The 22,374-nt window shown below is 27.6% G+C and carries 21 protein-coding genes; 14 read left to right on the forward strand and 7 right to left on the reverse strand.

Annotated elements, in window-relative coordinates:
• Positions 1 to 6 precede the first annotated feature (6 nt).
• The 3 genes from IC213_RS04415 to lexA all read left to right on the forward strand — a co-directional run bounded on the left by IC213_RS04415 (position 7) and on the right by lexA (position 3,046).
• Positions 7 to 852, forward strand: coding sequence for a hypothetical protein (locus IC213_RS04415; RefSeq protein ID WP_227435188.1), 846 nt, complete (start codon positions 7 to 9; stop codon positions 850 to 852).
• A gap of 328 nt (positions 853 to 1,180) precedes the next feature.
• The gene (locus IC213_RS04420) at positions 1,181 to 2,308 is read left to right on the forward strand and encodes a tyrosine-type recombinase/integrase (RefSeq protein ID WP_227482655.1); all 1,128 of its coding nucleotides are present in this window, start codon (positions 1,181 to 1,183) and stop codon (positions 2,306 to 2,308) included.
• Positions 2,309 to 2,410: 102 nt separating this feature from the next.
• A complete protein-coding gene (gene lexA / locus IC213_RS04425; protein ID WP_227435195.1) occupies positions 2,411 to 3,046 on the forward strand; it encodes a transcriptional repressor LexA in 636 nt (211 codons plus the stop codon).
• A 164-nt stretch (positions 3,047 to 3,210) separates the two neighbouring features.
• On the opposite strand, the gene IC213_RS04430 is transcribed toward lexA, so the two are convergent.
• Positions 3,211 to 4,374 (reverse strand): ComEC/Rec2 family competence protein, encoded by a 1,164-nt coding sequence (locus IC213_RS04430; protein WP_227862784.1) that lies wholly within the window; start codon positions 4,372 to 4,374, stop codon positions 3,211 to 3,213.
• Between the two features lie 449 nt (positions 4,375 to 4,823).
• Here IC213_RS04430 and IC213_RS04435 point away from each other — a divergent pair, with 449 nt between their 5' ends.
• The gene (locus tag IC213_RS04435; RefSeq protein ID WP_227862785.1) at positions 4,824 to 6,230 is read left to right on the forward strand and encodes a sensor domain-containing diguanylate cyclase; all 1,407 of its coding nucleotides are present in this window, start codon (positions 4,824 to 4,826) and stop codon (positions 6,228 to 6,230) included.
• 361 nt (positions 6,231 to 6,591) lie between these two features.
• Here the strand turns inward: IC213_RS04435 and IC213_RS04440 are convergent, their stop codons facing one another.
• On the reverse strand, positions 6,592 to 7,224 hold the full coding sequence (locus IC213_RS04440; RefSeq protein WP_227435201.1) for an OmpA family protein: 633 nt from the start codon (positions 7,222 to 7,224) through the stop codon (positions 6,592 to 6,594).
• Positions 7,217 to 8,575: a hypothetical protein gene (locus tag IC213_RS04445; protein WP_227435203.1), complete on the reverse strand. Its 1,359-nt coding sequence runs from the start codon at positions 8,573 to 8,575 to the stop codon at positions 7,217 to 7,219. Before IC213_RS04445 ends, IC213_RS04440 begins: the two co-directional genes overlap by 8 nt.
• A 169-nt stretch (positions 8,576 to 8,744) precedes the next feature.
• Between IC213_RS04445 and IC213_RS04450 the strand changes: the two genes are divergently transcribed.
• Both IC213_RS04450 and IC213_RS04455 read left to right on the forward strand, forming a co-directional pair.
• Entirely contained in the window at positions 8,745 to 9,344 is a 600-nt protein-coding gene (locus tag IC213_RS04450; protein WP_227482658.1) for an ABC transporter ATP-binding protein, read from the forward strand.
• Between the two features lie 380 nt (positions 9,345 to 9,724).
• On the forward strand, positions 9,725 to 11,323 hold the full coding sequence (locus IC213_RS04455) for a peptide chain release factor 3 (protein ID WP_227437655.1): 1,599 nt from the start codon (positions 9,725 to 9,727) through the stop codon (positions 11,321 to 11,323).
• A gap of 178 nt (positions 11,324 to 11,501) precedes the next feature.
• Here the strand turns inward: IC213_RS04455 and IC213_RS04460 are convergent, their stop codons facing one another.
• Positions 11,502 to 11,678, reverse strand: coding sequence for a hypothetical protein (locus tag IC213_RS04460; protein ID WP_227437652.1), 177 nt, complete (start codon positions 11,676 to 11,678; stop codon positions 11,502 to 11,504).
• A gap of 341 nt (positions 11,679 to 12,019) precedes the next feature.
• On the opposite strand from IC213_RS04460, the gene IC213_RS04465 reads away from it, so the two are divergent.
• Together IC213_RS04465 and IC213_RS04470 are read left to right on the forward strand one after the other, a co-directional pair.
• Positions 12,020 to 13,705 carry a recombinase family protein gene (locus IC213_RS04465; protein ID WP_227862786.1) on the forward strand — a complete coding sequence of 562 codons (1,686 nt, stop codon included), beginning with the start codon at positions 12,020 to 12,022 and terminating at the stop codon, positions 13,703 to 13,705.
• Between the two features lie 345 nt (positions 13,706 to 14,050).
• A complete protein-coding gene (locus tag IC213_RS04470) occupies positions 14,051 to 15,649 on the forward strand; it encodes a peptide chain release factor 3 (RefSeq protein ID WP_227862787.1) in 1,599 nt (532 codons plus the stop codon).
• A 178-nt stretch (positions 15,650 to 15,827) separates the two neighbouring features.
• Here IC213_RS04470 and IC213_RS04475 read toward each other — a convergent pair whose 3' ends face one another.
• The gene (locus IC213_RS04475; RefSeq protein WP_227437652.1) at positions 15,828 to 16,004 is read right to left on the reverse strand and encodes a hypothetical protein; all 177 of its coding nucleotides are present in this window, start codon (positions 16,002 to 16,004) and stop codon (positions 15,828 to 15,830) included.
• A 341-nt stretch (positions 16,005 to 16,345) separates the two neighbouring features.
• Between IC213_RS04475 and IC213_RS04480 the strand changes: the two genes are divergently transcribed.
• The 6 genes from IC213_RS04480 (at position 16,346) to IC213_RS04500 (ending at position 21,203) form a co-directional block, all read left to right on the forward strand.
• The gene (locus tag IC213_RS04480; protein WP_227862788.1) at positions 16,346 to 17,989 is read left to right on the forward strand and encodes a recombinase family protein; all 1,644 of its coding nucleotides are present in this window, start codon (positions 16,346 to 16,348) and stop codon (positions 17,987 to 17,989) included.
• Complete coding sequence (locus tag IC213_RS04485; protein WP_255287799.1) at positions 17,958 to 18,149, forward strand: hypothetical protein; 192 nt, start codon at positions 17,958 to 17,960, stop codon at positions 18,147 to 18,149. Before IC213_RS04480 ends, IC213_RS04485 begins: the two co-directional genes overlap by 32 nt.
• Positions 18,139 to 18,939, forward strand: coding sequence for an ABC transporter permease (locus IC213_RS04490; RefSeq protein ID WP_227435206.1), 801 nt, complete (start codon positions 18,139 to 18,141; stop codon positions 18,937 to 18,939). Before IC213_RS04485 ends, IC213_RS04490 begins: the two co-directional genes overlap by 11 nt.
• 549 nt (positions 18,940 to 19,488) lie before the next feature.
• Positions 19,489 to 19,623 (forward strand): hypothetical protein, encoded by a 135-nt coding sequence (locus IC213_RS20895; RefSeq protein WP_009889851.1) that lies wholly within the window; start codon positions 19,489 to 19,491, stop codon positions 19,621 to 19,623.
• Positions 19,624 to 19,844: 221 nt separating this feature from the next.
• Entirely contained in the window at positions 19,845 to 20,288 is a 444-nt protein-coding gene (locus tag IC213_RS04495) for a deoxycytidylate deaminase (protein WP_227435208.1), read from the forward strand.
• 123 nt (positions 20,289 to 20,411) lie between these two features.
• The gene (locus IC213_RS04500) at positions 20,412 to 21,203 is read left to right on the forward strand and encodes an N-acetylmuramoyl-L-alanine amidase (RefSeq protein ID WP_227435210.1); all 792 of its coding nucleotides are present in this window, start codon (positions 20,412 to 20,414) and stop codon (positions 21,201 to 21,203) included.
• A 160-nt stretch (positions 21,204 to 21,363) separates the two neighbouring features.
• Here the strand turns inward: IC213_RS04500 and IC213_RS04505 are convergent, their stop codons facing one another.
• Positions 21,364 to 21,717 (reverse strand): hypothetical protein, encoded by a 354-nt coding sequence (locus IC213_RS04505; RefSeq protein ID WP_227435212.1) that lies wholly within the window; start codon positions 21,715 to 21,717, stop codon positions 21,364 to 21,366.
• Positions 21,718 to 21,719: 2 nt separating this feature from the next.
• Entirely contained in the window at positions 21,720 to 22,103 is a 384-nt protein-coding gene (locus IC213_RS04510; protein WP_227482660.1) for a YtxH domain-containing protein, read from the reverse strand.
• Positions 22,104 to 22,374: the final 271 nt, after the last annotated feature.

The raw sequence follows: 22,374 nt of genomic DNA on the forward strand, positions 1-22,374 counted from the left end.
TAGTTTATGATTCATATAGTTGAGATTTTTAAAATAAGTATAATAAATATCTTTTGTTTTATAGGAATATTTATTGTATTTGGATTGATTTTTAGTATTATAGAAAATTTAAATAATAAATATATCTTTTTATCTTTTGGAAAAACTGGTGTCATTGTAACTGGAGCTATAGGAACTTTTGTACATGAATTGAGTCATTTAATAATGTGTTTGATTTTTATGCATAAAATAAATTCAGTAAAATTCTTTAGACCAATTGAAAGTAAAAATGATGGAGTATTAGGATATGTAAATCATAGCTATAAAAAAGATAATATTTATCAGAGTATAGGAAATTTTTTTATAGGAATCGCTCCAATTATAGGTGGAACAATGATAATTATTTTACTTTTTAGAATACTATTACCAGATAGCTATATTAAAATAATACAAAGCATAGATTTAAAGTTATATGTAAGTATGATTAATAACTTTAATATAGCAGGTTTTACACAGATTATTTTAGATGATATTTTTAATTTTGTAAAAATAATATTGTTAACGCCTGATATATATTCATTAAGATATTTTATATTTATGTTTTTAATGTATTCAATTTCCACTCATATGTCACTTAGTAGTGCCGATTTAAAAAGCAGTTTAAAGGGTTTGAGTTTTATAGTTATAATTATATTTGCAATTAGTTTAATCATATACTTATTTGGGCTTAATAGCTTAAATATTTCTAATTTAATAGTGAAGTACAATATATTTATAAGTTTTTTTATGACAATAGGTGTTATTTTTTCAATAGTAACTCTCATAATATCTTATATTTTAAGTTTGGTAAGTCCATTTAAAAATTTTAATTAAGATATTAAATCTTATACTATTTTACTTTCATTGAAAAGATAGTAAAATTCAAAATTGAAAGAGAGTTTAATAAAACATAAAATTTCTCGATATATTTTAGTAAATACTTATTAAGTATATATTGAGAAATTTAAAAAGAGCATTTGAATTCAACTAGTCTTTAAATGTGGATTTAGGGAATAGTTAGTGCAAAAACCAATTAGAGCACTACTAATCTCTTAAAAAATACATTAATTGATTAAATTAAATATTTATGCTAACATAGCTACATTGTTATTAATAAAAATAACTTACAAATATTCATATTTTAATTTTAGGAGGTTTAAATTTGAATAATGATAAGAAAATTATAAAAGTACATAATAAATCTGATAAACCTGATAATATTGTCATCAAAGAAAATGAACTTATAGAAAAATGTCTACTTTTGGAAAATAAACTTCCTGCATTTATGAAAGATTATTTTATATATTTAAAAGGTTCTGTTGCTGTCTCTACACGACTTGCTTATTTAGAAGATATAAAGTTTTTCTGTTTATACATGATTGAGACAAAGGAATTAACAAGTGCAGATTGTATAAAAGACATTACAGAAAGTGATTTTAACATGATAAAATCAAGAGATATAAACTTATTTTTAGGTGATTATTGCAGTAGATATTATAAAAATACAGAGAAAAACACATTAATTTTTGAAAATAACAATAGAGCTCTGGCAAGAAAAAAATCATCCATCTCTACTCTATTTAAATTTTTATATAGAAATTCTCAAATAGATAGTAACATAACTGATGGATTTAATCCAATAAAGCTACCTAAACCACAACCAGATGCTATCAAGCGTCTTGAAATAGATGAAGTTGCAAAAATGTTAGAGTCAGTAGAAACAGGTGAAGGTCTTACTGAAAAAGAAAAAGTTTATTGGAAAAAAACTAGATTACGTGATAAGGCTATATTAGCTCTATTTGTTACATATGGGCTTAGATTAAATGAACTCAGAGAACTTAATATCTCCTCTTTTAATTTTTCAAGAGGTGAATTTAAAATATATAGAAAACGTGGAAAAGAAGTCTTAATGCCTATAAATCATACTTGTGAACATGTAATAAAAGATTATTTACAAAATGAGAGAACAAGAGATGACTTACTAGATGATGAAGTTAAAGATGCATTGTTCTTATCTCTTCAAAATAAGAGGATTACAGCAAAAGCTATAAGAACACTTGTAAAAAAATATACCTCTATTCCATTAGATACAACTAGAGATAATGGATATAGCCCTCATAAATTAAGAGCAACTGCTGCAACTTCTCTGATTCAAACAGGATTTTCTATATATGATGTTCAAAATTTACTCGACCATGATAATGTCACGACTACTCAACTTTATGCCGCACATAAAAAAAATGTAAAACGTGATATAGTTAAGAATTTTGAATGGATTGAAGATGATTAAAAATCAGGAACAAATGTTTGCAGATATAAATGGATTATGTTATAATTAAAAATATAAATGTATGGAAATAAAAACAAAATATGTTTGGAAATGAGTGATGTTATGTATTTAGATCTAACTGAAAAGCAAGTTTTAATACTGGAATTTATAAAATCTCAAATCATATTAAAAGGCTATCCACCTGCTGTAAGAGAAATATGTACTGCTGTAGGGTTACGATCTACTTCAACTGTGCACTCTCATCTAAATAAACTTGAAAAACTGGGATACATAAGAAAAGACCCTACTAAACCAAGAGCTATTGAAGTTTTAGAGCGTAGTAAAGTCAATGATGTTTCTGGAGCTAACCAGGAAATAATAGAACTTCCTTTAGTAGGTCAAATAACAGCTGGAGAACCCATTTTAGCTCAACAAAACATAGAGGAATATATTCCATTCCCTGCCAGTTTAGTAAAGGGCAGTAATAATTTTGTATTAAAAGTAAAAGGCGAAAGTATGATTAATGCAGGAATTTTAGATGAAGATTACGTTGTAGTAGACAAAAAAAATACAGCCTTAAATTCTCAGATAGTGGTTGCACTTATAAATGGTGAATCTGCGACGGTCAAGAGATTCTTTAAAGAAGGAAACTCTATAAGACTTCAACCAGAAAATGATTTTATGGAACCAATTATGCTTAAAGACTCAGAAGTTGAAATTGTAGGTATTGTAACTGGTGTATTTAGAGTTATAAAATAACTATTAAAGAATATCAAAAAAATAAGCTATTTAATAGATAAAATATATCTTAATTTCTTTATTTTATCTGTTTGGAATAGCTTATTTTTATATGCATTTACTTTTTTATAATATTTAATGCTTTTTATTTATTATTTCTCATACTTTAGCTATTGATATTTTAACTATTGCTTTCCATAACATATATCACATGGGTCATTTTTCTTACTTTCTGCAATTGTACCTGATAATATTTTTTTACTTCTTGAAAGCCCACTACAATTTTTAGTTGAGTGATAACTCTTCCCTTTTGGAGTAAAATACACTGTTTTTGACGAATTTGATACATTTTGTTCCTTATTTAAGGAGTCGTTTTTGTCTGTATTGTTATTTAAATTTTCGTAGTTTCCATTTTCTCTAACACCCTTTTTGTAACTTCCATCTTTACAGCTTGTAAAAACTCCATCACCTGTAGATTCAAATACTATATCTGAACATTCGTCACTTCTATGTACTTTTACACCCATCTTTTTTAATTTGTTCATTGTTTCCTCATGTGGATGACCATATGAATTACCTTTCCCAACTAAAATTACTGCATATTCAGGGTTTACTTTATCTAAAAAAGCCTGAGATGAACTACTACGAGAACCATGATGAGCTACTTTTAAAAGGTCTACTTCTCCAAGTTTTGATAGTATTTCTTTTTCTGTACCTTCCTCAGCATCACCTGTAAATAAGGCTTTATCGTTACCATTAGTATATGCAAGTACTAGTGATTGTTCATTAGTAGTATCTCCTCCATTTGTATTTAGAACTTCAAAATAGGAGTCTTCAAGATAAAACTTTTTATTTTCAAGAGGTACACTTGGAGATAAATCCTTATTTGCTAAAGCATTTATAAAATCTCTGTAACTCTTTGTTTCTGCTGAACCATTTGATACAAAAACATTTTCTATATTGAAATTTTTTACAACAGAATCAAGTCCCCCTAGATGGTCTGCATGAGAATGAGTAGCTATAAGATACTTAATATCTTTTACCCCTTGATTATTTAGGTAGTCTACCATTAAATTCTCATCATCGTTATCTCCCCCATCTATCAACGTAAAAGTTTTGCCCTCTTGAATTAATATTGCATCACTATTTCCAGTATTAATAAAATGAATTTTTATATTTTTATCATTTGATATACTACTAGATAAAGTTTCTTGGTTATTTGATTGATTATTTTCACTGTCTGTTGCACTACTACATCCAGTTAAATAAATAGATATAGAAATTATCAATAAAAATACCAAAGCTTTAATTTTACAATTTCTTTTGTTTTTTATATTACCTTCTATCATAACTTACTCCTCCATTTTCACAATACTTTATGTCATCTACCGACTTATTCTATCATAATTAGCCATTTGATATCAATATTTATCCTATACAGTTAATTTATCTTGTATTAATAATAAAACAATAATATTTCAACTTTTTTTATTTTAATAATATAATTTATTAACTTTTTATATATTTTTAAGTAATAATATTTAATATAATAGTAATGATGATAAATTACAAAATAAAGGATTTTTAAGCTTTAATCCATTGGAAAAATATACTATAATATATGTATTAACCAAGAGAAAATAGCTAAATAAGCTATTCTTAGTAATATAAAAATATATTTCTAGATTTTGATAACTGTCAGTTTAACTATCATAACCTATATTTGAGGAAAGAAATTCCCATTTCAAACCTAGCTAAAGGATGAGTTATTGACAGAATTTTTACTCAGGAGGTAAAAATGAAAGATAATTCACATTATACACTCATTCTAGCATTAGCTGATATAATTATTGGAAAACAAATAGATACAAAAAAAGTCACTAGATCGCTTGAACTTATATGTAATAGTTTTTCGTTTGAATGTGCTCTAGTATATGAAGTAGACCAATATAATCATTTTAATTTAATTGAGAATTACAGTTTGAGTGACATAAAATTATGTAATAGTTTCAATGCATATGAAATTGAATCGGATTTTCAAAAGCAATTAGCTCATCAGAAAATAATTTATTTAAATAAAAATAAAAATTATAAACCATGTGAGATTGATTTTATGAATATTTTTCATGCAGAATCTTTGATTGGAATATCTGTGATAGATGAGAATTTTAATAATTATGGCTTTATTTTATTTTTAAATACTACATCTAGGAAAATAGATTTTTCTGATTCTGAACTTAATACACTATGTATTGTCCTTTCACTACTTGAAAAGTATTTAAGTGTAAGAATACATAGAAATAAAGTTTTCTTCACACAGACTGCACTTGAAAGCATAATAAATAATACAGGCATAGATATTTATGTCATTGATTTTTATACATATGATATTATATATGTAAACAAGTCAATGGCTGAACCTTATGGTGGGATATCTCAATTTTTGGGTCAGAAATGCTGGCAGGTTCTTTTCCCTGGGCAGACATCTCATTGTGAGTTTTGCCCACAAGAAAATCTTATTGATGAAAACGGCAACATTACAGGAGTACATACCTGGAATTATCAAAGACCTTTTGATGGAGCATGGTTTAGAGTATTTAGTACAGCTTTCAGATGGATTGATGGTCGTCTTGCTCATCTTGTTAGTAGTGCAGATATAACTGATAATAAAAAGAATGAAGAATTAATTGAATATATGGCAAATTATGATGTATTAACAGGTCTTCCAAACCGAAGAATGCTTATTGAAGAATGTAAAAATAGAATTGACAATGCTAAAGAAGATGAGCAAGGGTATGTAATCTTTTTCGATATTGATGGTTTTAAGGTAATTAATGATAATTATGGGCATGATGCTGGTGACGAGTTTCTTATAAAATTGGGGGAATTCTTCTCATCAATTCCACTTCTTAAAAATTCAGTTTATAGAAATGGTGGAGATGAATTTGTTGCTGTAATTGGTGGTGACATTACAAAAAATAACATACGTAATTTAGTAAGTTTTATACATGAAAGGTTTAAAAACCCATGGAATTTAAAAAATGGTTCTATATATTGTAATACTAGTGTTGGTATAGCTTGCTATCCAGAAGATGGAAATAATGCTGAAGAATTAATTAATAAAGCAGATCAGGCAATGTATCAAATTAAAAAAGCTGGCGGTTCAGGAATATGTTTTGGCTACCAGTTAATAAAAAATGATTAAATCTAATTTTTTTAATCAGCAGTAAAAGGGTAATAACTAATTCTAGTTATTACCCTTTTACTAATTAATTGTAACATGATATGAGTTTTTACGATGTTTTTTTACATAATATTTAAATAATAATTTATAAAGCAATAACATAGAAAATTGACACCTTATAAGTTTTATATTATATAAAATGAATTATTTTACATCAGTAGTACCCAGTTATGCATTTTAAACGCCCATTTATGTTTAAAATATTGCAAAATTCTTCCAAAAACTATAATATATTAAATATCAACAAAAATAAATAAACTTTTTCCTTAAAGAAGGCTTAAAGCTCACACCAACTGCCTTCTTTTTTTTTATAATTTTTTAACTATTTATTTTGATTAATATTTATTTCATATTTTAGCTCTACTCTTCTAGATGCATCTCTATTTACACTATTATCTCCGTTTTTTAAGAGTTCAGCTTTTGACCTACCTATTGCAATAATATGTTTAGTTACCTTATCTTTATATTTATAATTACCTATTTCATCTCCTACTATAAATTTAGCAACGCTATATGCCCTTCTTTGTGATAAATCTAAGTTATAGATATAGCTTCCTACATCGTCTGTATGGCCTTCTATAACTATTTTAGATATATAGTCGCCATAATCTTTATAAATAGTTTCTATGTACTTTGGAACAAACATTTTTAACATCTCTTTAGCCTCTGGTTTCAAGACATCACTATCTACATCAAACATTGTCCTTTCACCAAAAGTTACTTGACCATTAGCCTTATCCACTTTCACAGGTATACCACTTTTTTTAAAGGTATCTTCAACAGAAGCATTCACATTTTTAGCTAAATCCTGTTCAACTGAACCTGAGATACTTTCTGAACTAAATAATATAAGAATTACAACCATCAACACAGTGGATAATAAATCTGTAAATGTTGGCCAGAAACTACTCTTTTCAAATTCTCTGTTAACAGTTCTTCTATATTTATTATTCATTTAACTCATCCTCACCTATGACCTTTATTTCTTTCTTTTCTATCTCATAAATTTCTTCACTTAAAGGATTAAATATACTATCAATATTACTTTCAAATAAGTCTTCACTATCAAGAGGAACTTCGTCTTGCATGAAGGAGTTATTAAACATAACATCTAGCTTATCTTGAATGTCTAAAGAGTTCTCAAACATTATATCTAGTTTGGCTTGTAAGTCATTAGAAAAGTTCTCAATAATACTTGAAAGATTCTTAATTGAATCGTCTAGAGTATATTTTTCGTCTAAAAGAATTTTTTGATTTTGAGATATTTTGTTTTCATGAGTCATTAATTTAGTTAACAAATCTTGAGCACTTCTTTCATATAAAGCAAATCCTGCATTTATATTTCTTATATAATCTTTAATTTTATGTTGGCTTTCAGTGGAATTATATATATTTTTTGAGGATTCTTTTATATCAAATAAAATTTCCTTATTTATATTATCTTGATTATCATACTTATCAAACAGTTTTACAAATTTTACATTTAAAATATTAAACTGTTTATCTAATTTTCTTACACTTTGGTCAAATGTCTTAATAGAACTTTGAGAGCCTTCTAAAAGACTTTTTAAAGCTTCTATTCCACTAATAAATTCGTCATTAAAATCATTTAAGTCTTTAGATATTTTATCAAATTTTTCAATAGCTTCTATAGACTTGCTTATTTGTTTTATTGTATTTTTTACCTCCTCTACTTTTAAATCCATTCTTTCTGATTTAATATGAGTTACCTCAGAAGTCAGTAGATTCTCAGCTTTTAACATTATTTGTATCAAAACATGTTCACAGTCTTTTATCTTTGTAAAATAGCCTATAATTAGAGAAAACACCACTCCAAATATACTAGTTGTAAATGCAGTTTGCATGCTACTAATAGTCGAAGGAAGTGAATTTATAATATCTTTAGTATCAACACATAAAAGCATTGTAGAAAGCCCAACAAATGTACCTAAAACTCCAAGTAATATACTTATTGAAGATGAATTTTTTATGCTCCTAATTTTTTCTAATATCGGTAAGTTATTATATTTTAAATCTGATACAACTTCTTCTACAAACGAAGTTATATTTACATCAGCATAAGGATTTTCTTTACTATATGTATAGTAATCATTCCTTATTTTGCTATAAAATACACTCGTTTTATAGTCTTGGTTGATTTCTTCTAGTTTTGAACTTACAAACAAATACAACTTGTTGTTTTCCATAATTTTAAAAATAGAATACACAGTTATTGCAAGTAAAAATAATATAGTTATTGGATTAGTAAATATTGACTCTATCAAATTAGTTATTATGTTACTCAATTTTATCCCCTACCTTATAATTTATTTATCTATAATTTATACGTACAAGTTACTAAGAAAATACGTAAATAAACAAAATATTTATATTATATTTATGAAAAATGGTACAAATAGGTTGTAATGTTAATAACATAATATATACGAGCTAAAAGTTATAGGGGGTGGCATAATGAATGACAACATAGTAGAAGTTAAAAATATCAATATGAACTTCTACACTAAGGAAGGCGAGCTTGAAGTATTAAAGGATGTCAATTTTAATTTAAAAGAAGGTGAAATACTAACATTACTCGGTCCTTCTGGAAGCGGAAAATCTACAATTTTAAATATTCTTACTAATCTTTTAAAACCAACTAGTGGTGATGTAAAGATTACTGGAAATATTGGATATATGTTTCAAAAAGACAATCTGCTTGAATGGAGAAATATAATGGATAATATAACTATTGGTTTGGAAATTCAAGGTAAAAAAGATAAAAAATCTTTAGATAGAGTTGAAGAGCTTTTAAAGACTTATGGACTATGGGATTTCAGAAGTATGTATCCTAAAGAATTATCTGGTGGTATGAGACAAAGAGTTGCTCTTATTAGGACACTTTCTGTAAATCCAGATGTTTTACTTTTAGATGAACCTTTTTCAGCTCTTGACTATCAAACTAGACTGTTGGTTTGTGATGATGTTTATAGTATTATTAAAAATGAAAATAAGTCTACTATTTTAGTTACACATGATATTGGTGATGCACTTTCTATAAAAGTGCAACTTTAGGAATTAATCTATTTTATTTAAATCCATCCATTTAGATTCTAACTCAGATATTTTTCATGATAATACTCATAAATATGAAGTTGTTATAGTCAATCTTAATATGTATGAAATGTAGAATAGTTGAGGGTGCTATTGCTTCTAACGAGCTAGGAATTATAAAAAAGTCCTTTTAATCTTAAAAAGGGGTTTGTGATATACAGTAAGATAGTAAAGCTGTTTTCATAAGGTTTTTATATTGACAGTTTTGCAATAAAGTTATAATATTAATAGGATTGTAGTTTTTTATAGCATATGGAAAATTATGTTCATTTTAAAACTATTAATAAATATAATTTTTTATATTTGGATAATCGTAAAATTAAAATAAAGGATGATAAAAAATGACAGAACAAAATTTAAGCTTGATTGATGAAGTTAAAAGAAGAAGAACCTTTGCAATCATTTCCCATCCCGATGCAGGAAAAACTACATTAACTGAAAAGTTTCTATTATATGGTGGTGCCATTCGTGAAGCCGGATCAGTTAAATCAAGAAGATCTCAAAAACATGCAGTATCTGACTGGATGGAAATTGAAAAACAAAGAGGTATATCTGTTGCATCAAGTGTTCTTCAATTTGAATATAATAACTTTTGTATAAATATTCTTGATACTCCAGGGCATCAAGATTTTAGTGAGGACACTTATAGGACTCTTATGGCAGCAGACTGTGCAGTAATGGTTATTGACTCTGCTAAAGGTGTCGAGGATCAGACAAAGAAATTATTCCAAGTTTGTAAAATGAGAGGAATACCAATTTTCACTTTTATAAATAAAATGGACCGTCAAGGAAAGGATCCCTTTGAACTACTTGAAGATATTGAAAATGTTCTAGGAATTCGCTCTTGTCCAGTAAACTGGCCAATTGGTTCTGGTAAAGAGTTCAAAGGTGTGTTTAACCGTCATAAAAATCAAGTTGAACTATTTGATGATGGTAACCATGGACAATCTATTGCTAAATCTACAACTGGAGATATATCTGATGAAAAATTTAATACTTTATTAGGTGATGCTCTTCATGAAAAACTACTAGAGGATATTGAACTTTTAGATATTGCTGGAGATAATTTTAATTTAGACGGAGTATTAAATGGTGAATTGACGCCTGTGTTCTTCGGAAGTGCCCTTACCAACTTTGGTGTAGAACCATTTTTAGAATCGTTCTTAGAAATAACACCTCCGCCAAATCCTCGTAGCAGTAATTTAGGTGATATTGACCCTAATTCTAATAGCTTCTCAGGATTTATATTTAAAATTCAAGCTAATATGGATAAATCTCATAGAGATAGAATTGCATTTTTAAGAATTTGCTCTGGTAAATTTGAAAAAGGTATGACAGTAACTCATGTACAAAGAAACAAAAAGGTTAAACTTTCACAACCTCAACAGTTTGTAGCCCAAGACCGTGTTATAATAGATTCAGCTTATCCAGGGGACATTATAGGGATACATGATCCAGGAATATTTAATATTGGTGATACATTAAGTGAAAAAAAATCAAATTTACAATACACTGGTATACCACAATTTGCTCCTGAACATTTTGTAAGAGTATCTACAAAGAATGCTCTTAAAAGAAAACAGTTCTTAAAAGGTCTTACACAATTATCAGAAGAAGGTACTATACAGATATACAAACAACCTAATTTTGGTATGGAAGAACTTATTGTAGGAGTCGTTGGAGTTCTTCAATTTGAAGTTTTAGAATATCGTCTAAAACAAGAATATGGTGTTGATATGATAATGAATACACTACCTTATCGTCACATACGTTGGATTGAACCTGATACTTTCAAATCGGATAAGCTTTCAATACCAATGGATACAATACTAGTTGAAGATAAAAATAGCAATCCAGTATTGTTATTTCAAAATGAATGGTCTATTAGACATCTAATTGAAAGAAATGAAAATTTAGTTTTAAGAGAAACTTCTTTATAAAAAATAAATATTAATGCCCCCTACGTCTATTTTTAAACGTAGGGGGGAGATTTCCGATTTTCTTTTTTCTAACCACTCTTCTCTTTTAATGCCATTAGTCTCATAAAATATATGTGAATCCAAATATTTTCTCATTTGTTTTTCCTCTCTTATATCATATGTATACCTTATCAAAATTTTAAGCTTTAGCTTCACTTTTTTCTAAATCTTCTTCTAGTATCTTAAAGGCTTTATCTAAAACTTCCTCAGGATACTTTTTTCTTAATGCATTTACAAACCATATAGCTTTAGCTGATTCTATTTTTTTTAGTTCCAGTGGATTTGTAGGAAAAATCTCCACAACTTTTATATCCATATATAACCCCCCTATGCCTTAATTGAGTTATTATATTAATCTATGAGGTTATAGACTTGTCTTGACACAACTAATTAAGTCTCAAATTTTCTCTATGAAAACGAAATCAATATTTTTTCATATGATGCAATAAAAATGTATTATTAACATTTAATGTATTCTTTACATCATATATTTATATATAAGTAAATAATAAAACACTATTAATACCTATACGTATTGAAAATACTACTATAAGGGGTGAACTGATAAATACATCTACTCTTTTGTGATATGAAATTGAATACCAGAATATTACTTATTCAAGTCAATTTATACCAAAGTTTAAGGGGGTTAAACTTATGAAGGCTGCAATTTATTCAAGAAAATCAAAATTTACGGGCAAAGGTGAATCTATAGAAAATCAAATACAACTATGTATGGACTATGCTAAATCTGTTGGTATAAAAGATTTTTTAATATATGAAGATGAAGGCTTTAGTGGTGGTAATATAGATAGACCTCAGTTTAAAAAAATGATGCAAGATGCAAAAGCAAACAAATTTGATTATCTTGTGTGCTATAGATTGGATAGAATATCAAGAAATGTATCTGACTTCTCTACTCTAATAGAAAAATTAAATAAATTAGATATATCTTTTATATCTATCAAAGAGCAATTTGACACTTCTACTCCAATGGGAAGAGCTATGATGTTTATATCTAGTGTATTTGCACAGCTTGAAAGAGAAACAATAGCTGAACGTATAAAAGATAATATGTATGAACTTGCTCGTACTGGGAGATGGCTAGGTGGTAAAACCCCTCATGGATTTAGCAGTAAAAAAATTAAATACTTAGATGAAAACCTAAAAGAAAGAAGTATGTATCAGTTAGAAGTTAGTGATGATGAGATGGAAGTTGTTAAAATAGTTTATGCTAAGTATCTAGAACTTAGATCTTTATCTCAATTATACAAATATGTTTATCACAATGGAATAAAAGGTCCTCGTGGTGGTAAATTTGACCCTAGTTCATTATCTGGTATACTTAGAAGTCCTGTTTATGTAAAAGCTAATGATGTTGTTGTAGAATATCTTAGAAATAATAATATGGAAGTTATCGGTACTCCTGATAATGAATGTGGAATACTTACTTATGCTAAAAATACATCTACACCTATCGCAGCTATTGCTAAACATAAAGGAATTATAGATTCTACTACTTGGCTTGAAGTTCAAGGTTTACTTGATGCTAATCGTGATAAGAGTCCAAGAATTGCTACTGGTAAAGTTGCTTTATTATCAGGAATTTTAAAATGTTCTAAGTGTGGTTCTAATATGAGAATTACTTATAAAGGCAAACGAACTGATAAAGAATTAAAGTATTATTATGTATGTGGTACTAAAAAGAATCTTGGTGTTGATGCTTGTAATTGTAAAAATCTTAAAGGACCTTTAGTTGAAGCTATTGTTATTGAAAGAATTAAAAATTGTAATGTAGAAGCTATTATAGATGCTTTTCATGAAAATAAGATTAAAGTTGATAATGCATCAAATAGTATTAATAGTGAGATTAATTTATTTAGGAATTTTATTAAGGATAAAGAAAAAATCATCAGTAATTTAGTTATAGAACTTGCTAAAAATACTGGTAGTGTTGCTTCTAATTATATTATCTCTCAGATTGAAAGTTTAAATAGTGAAATTGAAGAATTAAAAGTTAAGGTTAGAAACTTAGAAGATAACAATGCTGATATTAAAAATGCCAGTGTTAATTTAGATATTGTTGTTAGTAATTTAGAAAAGTTTAATAATATGGTTGATGATGCTAATTTGGATAATAAGAAGTTATTGTTGTCTACTATTATTGATTCTATAGTTTGGGATAGTTCTAGCAACACTCTTAGCATTGTTTATATGGGTGCTGACATAGATGACTTAGTTTCGTTGTCTGATAGGTCGCACTTCTGTAGTGATGGCAGATGCACTTTCTATAAAAGTGCAACTTTAGGAATTAATCTATTTTATTTAAATCCATCCATTTAGATTCTAACTCAGATATTTTTCATGATAATACTCATAAATATGAAGTTGTTATAGTCAATCTTAATATGTATGAAATGTAGAATAGTTGAGGGTGCTATTGCTTCTAACGAGCTAGGAATTATAAAAAAGTCCTTTTAATCTTAAAAAGGGGTTTGTGATATACAGTAAGATAGTAAAGCTGTTTTCATAAGGTTTTTATATTGACAGTTTTGCAATAAAGTTATAATATTAATAGGATTGTAGTTTTTTATAGCATATGGAAAATTATGTTCATTTTAAAACTATTAATAAATATAATTTTTTATATTTGGATAATCGTAAAATTAAAATAAAGGATGATAAAAATTGACAGAACAAAATTTAAGCTTGATTGATGAAGTTAAAAGAAGAAGAACCTTTGCAATCATTTCCCATCCCGATGCAGGAAAAACTACATTAACTGAAAAGTTTCTATTATATAGTGGTGCCATTCGTGAAGCCGGATCAGTTAAATCAAGAAGATCTCAAAAACATGCAGTATCTGACTGGATGGAAATTGAAAAACAAAGAGGTATATCTGTTGCATCAAGTGTTCTTCAATTTGAATATAATAACTTTTGTATAAATATTCTTGATACTCCAGGGCATCAAGATTTTAGTGAGGACACTTATAGGACTCTTATGGCAGCAGACTGTGCAGTAATGGTTATTGACTCTGCTAAAGGTGTCGAGGATCAGACAAAGAAATTATTCCAAGTTTGTAAAATGAGAGGAATACCAATTTTCACTTTTATAAATAAAATGGACCGTCAAGGAAAGGATCCCTTTGAACTACTTGAAGATATTGAAAATGTTCTAGGAATTCGCTCTTGTCCAGTAAACTGGCCAATTGGTTCTGGTAAAGAGTTCAAAGGTGTGTTTAACCGTCATAAAAATCAAGTTGAACTATTTGATGATGGTAACCATGGACAATCTATTGCTAAATCTACAACTGGAGATATATCTGATGAAAAATTTAATACTTTATTAGGTGATGCTCTTCATGAAAAACTACTAGAGGATATTGAACTTTTAGATATTGCTGGAGATAATTTTAATTTAGACGGAGTATTAAATGGTGAATTGACGCCTGTGTTCTTCGGAAGTGCCCTTACCAACTTTGGTGTAGAACCATTTTTAGAATCGTTCTTAGAAATAACACCTCCGCCAAATCCTCGTAGCAGTAATTTAGGTGATATTGACCCTAATTCTAATAGCTTCTCAGGATTTATATTTAAAATTCAAGCTAATATGGATAAATCTCATAGAGATAGAATTGCATTTTTAAGAATTTGCTCTGGTAAATTTGAAAAAGGTATGACAGTAACTCATGTACAAAGAAACAAAAAGGTTAAACTTTCACAACCTCAACAGTTTGTAGCCCAAGACCGTGTTATAATAGATTCAGCTTATCCAGGGGACATTATAGGGATACATGATCCAGGAATATTTAATATTGGTGATACATTAAGTGAAAAAAAATCAAATTTACAATACACTGGTATACCACAATTTGCTCCTGAACATTTTGTAAGAGTATCTACAAAGAATGCTCTTAAAAGAAAACAGTTCTTAAAAGGTCTTACACAATTATCAGAAGAAGGTACTATACAGATATACAAACAACCTAATTTTGGTATGGAAGAACTTATTGTAGGAGTCGTTGGAGTTCTTCAATTTGAAGTTTTAGAATATCGTCTAAAACAAGAATATGGTGTTGATATGATAATGAATACACTACCTTATCGTCACATACGTTGGATTGAACCTGATACTTTCAAATCGGATAAGCTTTCAATACCAATGGATACAATACTAGTTGAAGATAAAAATAGCAATCCAGTATTGTTATTTCAAAATGAATGGTCTATTAGACATCTAATTGAAAGAAATGAAAATTTAGTTTTAAGAGAAACTTCTTTATAAAAAATAAATATTAATGCCCCCTACGTCTATTTTTAAACGTAGGGGGGAGATTTCCGATTTTCTTTTTTCTAACCACTCTTCTCTTTTAATGCCATTAGTCTCATAAAATATATGTGAATCCAAATATTTTCTCATTTGTTTTTCCTCTCTTATATCATATGTATACCTTATCAAAATTTTAAGCTTTAGCTTCACTTTTTTCTAAATCTTCTTCTAGTATCTTAAAGGCTTTATCTAAAACTTCCTCAGGATACTTTTTTCTTAATGCATTTACAAACCATATAGCTTTAGCTGATTCTATTTTTTTTAGTTCCAGTGGATTTGTAGGAAAAATCTCCACAACTTTTATATCCATATATAACCCCCCTATGCCTTAATTGAGTTATTATATTAATCTATGAGGTTATAGACTTGTCTTGACACAACTAATTAAGTCTCAAATTTTCTCTATGAAAACGAAATCAATATTTTTTCATATGATGCAATAAAAATGTATTATTAACATTTAATGTATTCTTTACATCATATATTTATATATAAGTAAATAATAAAACACTATTAATACCTATACGTATTGAAAATACTACTATAAGGGGTGAACTGATAAATACATCTACTCTTTTGTGATATGAAATTGAATACCAGAATATTACTTATTCAAGTCAATTTATACCAAAGTTTAAGGGGGTTAAACTTATGAAGGCTGCAATTTATTCAAGAAAATCAAAATTTACGGGCAAAGGTGAATCTATAGAAAATCAAATACAACTATGTATGGACTATGCTAAATCTGTTGGTATAAAAGATTTTTTAATATATGAAGATGAAGGCTTTAGTGGTGGTAATATAGATAGACCTCAGTTTAAAAAAATGATGCAAGATGCAAAAGCAAACAAATTTGATTATCTTGTGTGCTATAGATTGGATAGAATATCAAGAAATGTATCTGACTTCTCTACTCTAATAGAAAAATTAAATAAATTAGATATATCTTTTATATCTATCAAAGAGCAATTTGACACTTCTACTCCAATGGGAAGAGCTATGATGTTTATATCTAGTGTATTTGCACAGCTTGAAAGAGAAACAATAGCTGAACGTATAAAAGATAATATGTATGAACTTGCTCGTACTGGGAGATGGCTAGGTGGTAAAACCCCTCATGGATTTAGCAGTAAAAAAATTAAATACTTAGATGAAAACCTAAAAGAAAGAAGTATGTATCAGTTAGAAGTTAGTGATGATGAGATGGAAGTTGTTAAAATAGTTTATGCTAAGTATCTAGAACTTAGATCTTTATCTCAATTATACAAATATGTTTATCACAATGGAATAAAAGGTCCTCGTGGTGGTAAATTTGACCCTAGTTCATTATCTGGTATACTTAGAAGTCCTGTTTATGTAAAAGCTAATGATGTTGTTGTAGAATATCTTAGAAATAATAATATGGAAGTTATCGGTACTCCTGATAATGAATGTGGAATACTTACTTATGCTAAAAATACATCTACACCTATCGCAGCTATTGCTAAACATAAAGGAATTATAGATTCTACTACTTGGCTTGAAGTTCAAGGTTTACTTGATGCTAATCGTGATAAGAGTCCAAGAATTGCTACTGGTAAAGTTGCTTTATTATCAGGAATTTTAAAATGTTCTAAGTGTGGTTCTAATATGAGAATTACTTATAAAGGCAAACGAACTGATAAAGAATTAAAGTATTATTATGTATGTGGTACTAAAAAGAATCTTGGTGTTGATGCTTGTAATTGTAAAAATCTTAAAGGACCTTTAGTTGAAGCTATTGTTATTGAAAGAATTAAAAATTGTAATGTAGAAGCTATTATAGATGCTTTTCATGAAAATAAGATTAAAGTTGATAATGCATCAAATAGTATTAATAGTGAGATTAATTTATTTAGGAATTTTATTAAGGATAAAGAAAAAATCATCAGTAATTTAGTTATAGAACTTGCTAAAAATACTGGTAGTGTTGCTTCTAATTATATTATCTCTCAGATTGAAAGTTTAAATAGTGAAATTGAAGAATTAAAAGTTAAGGTTAGAAACTTAGAAGATAACAATGCTGATATTAAAAATGCCAGTGTTAATTTAGATATTGTTGTTAGTAATTTAGAAAAGTTTAATAATATGGTTGATGATGCTAATTTGGATAATAAGAAGTTATTGTTGTCTACTATTATTGATTCTATAGTTTGGGATAGTTCTAGCAACACTCTTAGCATTGTTTATATGGGTGCTGACATAGATGACTTAGTTTCGTTGTCTGATAGGTCGCACTTCTGTAGTGATGGCAGAAGCAATAAGCATATCAGATAAAGTTGCAATACTATCTAAAAGACCAGCTACTATAAAAAATATTTATGACATTGAACTTAATATGGATGGAACAAAAACGCCTCTCAAAACACGTAAAGTTCCCGATTTTCAAAAGTATTTCGACATCTTATGGAAGGAGCTAGATACACATGAGGCTTAATAAAAGATCTGAAGGATATATAAACTATATTAAAGGTGTAAAAAGAGAAAAAAGAAATGTATTATTTTATCAACTATTAATTTTAATTGGCTTTATTATAATTTGGGAGATTTTAGCTGATTTAAATGTTATAAATACTTTTCTATTCAGCAAACCAAGTGATATTTACAATTTGTTTATTCAATATGCATCTAGTGGCCAACTATTTAAACACATTGGAGTATCTGTATATGAAACAGTTCTTGGTCTTGTTATAGGAACTGTTTTAGGTATTTTAGTAGCTATTGCTCTTTGGTGGTCAGAAAAATTATCAAAAATATTAGACCCATTTTTGGTAGTTTTAAATGCTCTTCCTAAGACTGCTTTGGCTCCTATAATTATAGTTTGGGTTGGTGCTGGAATAGAAGGAATTGTAGTAACAGCTGTAACTATTTCCGTTGTTGTTACCATACTTTCAGCCTATAATTACTTTATGAATATAGATGAAGAAAAAATTAAGATGTTAAAGAGTTTTGGAGCTAGCAAATCACAAATCCTATTTAAACTTATATTACCCGCAAATACAGGAAATTTAATAAACTTAACTAAGATTAATATTGGCATGGCTTGGGTAGGTGTTATAGTAGGAGAATTTTTAGTATCAAGATATGGAATAGGATACTTGATAGTTTATGGCAGTCAAGTATTTAAGTTAGATTTAGTAATGATGGGTGTATTCGTGTTAGCTGTTTGTGCATGGGCAATGTATGCTATAGTTAACATTATTGAAAAAATATATAATTCTAGATAAATAAAAAATATTATTTAGTAAATTTTAATCATTCTAGTATTTATAGGATAGTTTTCTAGAAATACTAGAATTGTACAATTAAAAAATTATAACTATATAACTTTAATATGTGAAACTGTAGGAATATTTGTGAGAAACATAAAGCAAATTTACCTACAGTTTTTAGTGTATAAAATCAGTAAAATAAGTTAGATATTTACTGATTTTATTACATAAATCCAATAGTACAATTCATCTTTCCATAATATCTGGAGATGTATCATACAATCTTATTTTTTATTGAGTATATTATAATGTAATAGAACAATTAAAATACTGATTACCCTATTTTGCAACTTACACAATTATATATAAAAGATAAAAAATAATTATCATCAAATTCATAATTTTAAGGCTTAATGCATATAATTATATGTCGGTTAAAGGCGCATAAAAATAAAAGGAATTCATAAGTTATATGTTGTATAGATATTGTAGTAGATGTAATATGTAAGAAATTTCAGCACTATTTATATTCTGTACAAAAAGATACTTGAAGGGAGATTGAAAATGGGAATATTAGAAGGAGCTGCAATGATAAGAGAAATTGCAATTAAAATAGCCAAAGAAAAAGGTATTACAGAACAAAAGGCATGGCCTGAAGCTGTAAAAGAGTTTAAAGAAAAATATGAACTTGTGTTATAAATTTTGATTATAAAAAACTGTCTTGATTTTATTAAGACAGTTTTCATATTTTATGATGAAAATTTTATAAAAAGTTTAATGAAATAAGATTTAATTATTAAAAAAACAATTTAAAATTTATTTTATCTTTTATACTTTTAGCTATAAAACAAATTTGTTTTTAATACTGTTTTTGAGGTATAAATCTTATATATTAAAGATAAGATTTGGAGGTATTTAGTTTGGAAAGTAAACTTGAAAATAGATGTTCATGGCAAGAGTATTTTATGAGATTATGTGAGACAGTAGCTGAAAGAGGTACTTGTGACAGAGCTTATGTTGGAGCTATAATTGTTAACTCAGAAAACAGAATCGTATCTACTGGATACAATGGTAGTATATCTGGAGATAATCACTGTAGTGAAGTTGGTCATGAGATGAGAGATGGTCATTGTATTAGAACCATTCATGCCGAACAAAATGCCCTTTACTATTGTGCTAAAGAAGGCATATCAGTTAAAGATTGTTCTATTTATGTAACCCATTTTCCTTGTTTAAATTGTACTAAGGCCATAATTCAATCTGGAATTAAACATATCTACTATAAAACTGGATATAGGATGGATGAATATGCCTTGAGATTATTACAATCAAGCAATGTGTTATATACAAAATTGCAATTTTAATACTTACACATATTATTCTATAATTTTACAAAATATTTTATATTAGATAATTAAAGTATAAAAAGAAACAAAATTTTAAATTGTGCATATATTAAATAGAAGTTAAATTTAATCATAAAGGAGATGTATAATTTGAAAGTAGTAGTAATACCAGGGCACACTTTAACTGGGAAAGGTACAGGAGCTGTAGGATATATAAACGAAAGTAAAGAAACAAGAATAATGAATGACTTAATAGTTAAATGGCTTAAATTAGGAGGGGCTACTGTTTATACAGGAAAAGTTGATGCATCAAATAATCATTTAGCTGACCAATGTGCTATAGCAAATAAACAAGAAGCTGATTTAGCTGTTCAGATTCATTTTAATGCAAATGTTACAACTTCAGCCCCAGAAGGTACAGAAACTATATATAAATCTAATAATGGAAAAGCATATGCAGAAAAGGTAAATGCTAAACTAGCTACAGTATTTAAAAATAGAGGTGCAAAATCTGATGTTAGAGATCTTTATTGGCTTAATCACACTAACGCAACAGCTATACTAATAGAAGTATGCTTTGTAGATAGCAAAGCAGATACAGATTACTATGTTAATAATAAAGATAAAGTTGCTAAGTTAATAGCAGAAGGAATATTAAATAAATCTATATCAAATTCTCAAGGGGGAGATAAAGTGTATGAAAATGTAATAGTTTATAAGGGGGATGCTGATAAAGTTGCTGCTCAAATTTTATACTGGCAATTGAAAGATGCTTTAGTAGTAGAAGCATCTAGCTATAAGCAAGGTTTAGGCAAAAAAGTTTATGTTGTAGGTGGAGAAGCTAATAATCTTGTAAAAGGTGATGTAATAATAAATGGTGCTGATAGATATGAAACTGTAAAATTAGCATTAAGACAAGTAGGTAAGTTATAAAATAGATATTATTTTATAAATATATAATAAAAAGATGTATCTACTTATTATGTTTATTCATCAATAGATACATCTTTATTTATTTGTACTTTATAAAGTATTTTCTGTAAAATTAGTTTAGTAAAGTTTTAAATTCACAGAAATACTAAAGCTTATCGTATTAATATTTTTTATCCGAAAAAATATTTTTAATTATAGTTAATATATCAACTATGACATCCATATTTGATTTAACGCTGTCTTTAGTAACAAGAAAGTCTGCTGTAACTTCAGTAACAGCCTCTGTTACATCTTTCATATTCTCGCCTACTTCTCCAAAACTATCTACAACACTAGGAAGATTATTTAAAGTTGTATTTATATTTTGAGTATTTTCATTTAATACATTTCCAACAGTATTTAAAATCTTATGTAATTTAGCAAGTACAATAATTAAATAAATTAAAGCGATACACCCAAGTATAGCTAATAATACATATATTATACTAATATTAATTGTTATTGTGTTATTCATTGTTATTCCTCAGTGACACTTACTGGTTCAACAATGTCTATTACTTTATCTTCCTCGCTAGAATCTTCAACACGTTTTTTATTATCTATATAATTTCTTATCTTTTGCTTTGATTCAATGAAATTTCCTTTTCTGTCTTCTAATTTCTCAGACATCTTACCTTTTACATCCACTGTTTTCATGTTTATTTTATCCGCAATTTGTTGAGATGCATCTTTTATATCTTCTCTTGTTTCTTTTCCTGATTTAGGTGCTAGTAATACTCCTCCAACTGCACCAGTAACAGCTCCTAATACGACACCAGCCGTTGCAATTTTAGCTTGTTTGGCTTTTTCAGCTCTTTGTTTAGCTTTTCTTTTATCTTCTATTTTTTTTGATAAGCTCATATCCAATCGCTCCTTATTATAATATTTCTAAATATTATAATACATTTTTTTCCATAATGATATAGTTTCTAACTAAATTTTTAAAAACTAATAAAAAGTTCTTTCTAGTATTTATATATATAATAAGAATTCTAAACTACATTCCAAAAATTCTATAATATAAGTATCTGAAAACTCTTTAATATAAGTCTCCTACTCTTTCACTGTATATCAAAAATTTTGATGCAGTTTCTAAATACAATTCTTCATTAGCGTTTAAACATCTTATTTC

This window comes from Clostridioides sp. ES-S-0049-02, from assembly GCF_020658465.1.
Lineage (GTDB): Bacteria > Bacillota > Clostridia > Peptostreptococcales > Peptostreptococcaceae > Clostridioides.

Excerpts from the sequence above, each read along its gene's own strand:
- IC213_RS04415 (WP_227435188.1), top strand. The coding sequence starts at position 7 with ATGATTCATATAGTTGAGATTTTTAAAATAAGTATAATAAATATCTTT.
- lexA (WP_227435195.1), top strand. The coding sequence starts at position 2,411 with ATGTATTTAGATCTAACTGAAAAGCAAGTTTTAATACTGGAATTTATA.
- IC213_RS04430 (WP_227862784.1), bottom strand. The coding sequence starts at position 4,374 with ATGATAGAAGGTAATATAAAAAACAAAAGAAATTGTAAAATTAAAGCT.
- IC213_RS04435 (WP_227862785.1), top strand. The coding sequence starts at position 4,824 with ATGAAAGATAATTCACATTATACACTCATTCTAGCATTAGCTGATATA.
- IC213_RS04440 (WP_227435201.1), bottom strand. The coding sequence starts at position 7,224 with ATGAATAATAAATATAGAAGAACTGTTAACAGAGAATTTGAAAAGAGT.
- IC213_RS04450 (WP_227482658.1), top strand. The coding sequence starts at position 8,745 with ATGAATGACAACATAGTAGAAGTTAAAAATATCAATATGAACTTCTAC.
- IC213_RS04455 (WP_227437655.1), top strand. The coding sequence starts at position 9,725 with ATGACAGAACAAAATTTAAGCTTGATTGATGAAGTTAAAAGAAGAAGA.
- IC213_RS04460 (WP_227437652.1), bottom strand. The coding sequence starts at position 11,678 with ATGGATATAAAAGTTGTGGAGATTTTTCCTACAAATCCACTGGAACTA.
- IC213_RS04465 (WP_227862786.1), top strand. The coding sequence starts at position 12,020 with ATGAAGGCTGCAATTTATTCAAGAAAATCAAAATTTACGGGCAAAGGT.
- IC213_RS04475 (WP_227437652.1), bottom strand. The coding sequence starts at position 16,004 with ATGGATATAAAAGTTGTGGAGATTTTTCCTACAAATCCACTGGAACTA.
- IC213_RS04480 (WP_227862788.1), top strand. The coding sequence starts at position 16,346 with ATGAAGGCTGCAATTTATTCAAGAAAATCAAAATTTACGGGCAAAGGT.
- IC213_RS04490 (WP_227435206.1), top strand. The coding sequence starts at position 18,139 with ATGAGGCTTAATAAAAGATCTGAAGGATATATAAACTATATTAAAGGT.
- IC213_RS20895 (WP_009889851.1), top strand. The coding sequence starts at position 19,489 with ATGGGAATATTAGAAGGAGCTGCAATGATAAGAGAAATTGCAATTAAA.
- IC213_RS04500 (WP_227435210.1), top strand. The coding sequence starts at position 20,412 with ATGTATAATTTGAAAGTAGTAGTAATACCAGGGCACACTTTAACTGGG.
- IC213_RS04505 (WP_227435212.1), bottom strand. The coding sequence starts at position 21,717 with ATGAATAACACAATAACAATTAATATTAGTATAATATATGTATTATTA.
- IC213_RS04510 (WP_227482660.1), bottom strand. The coding sequence starts at position 22,103 with ATGAGCTTATCAAAAAAAATAGAAGATAAAAGAAAAGCTAAACAAAGA.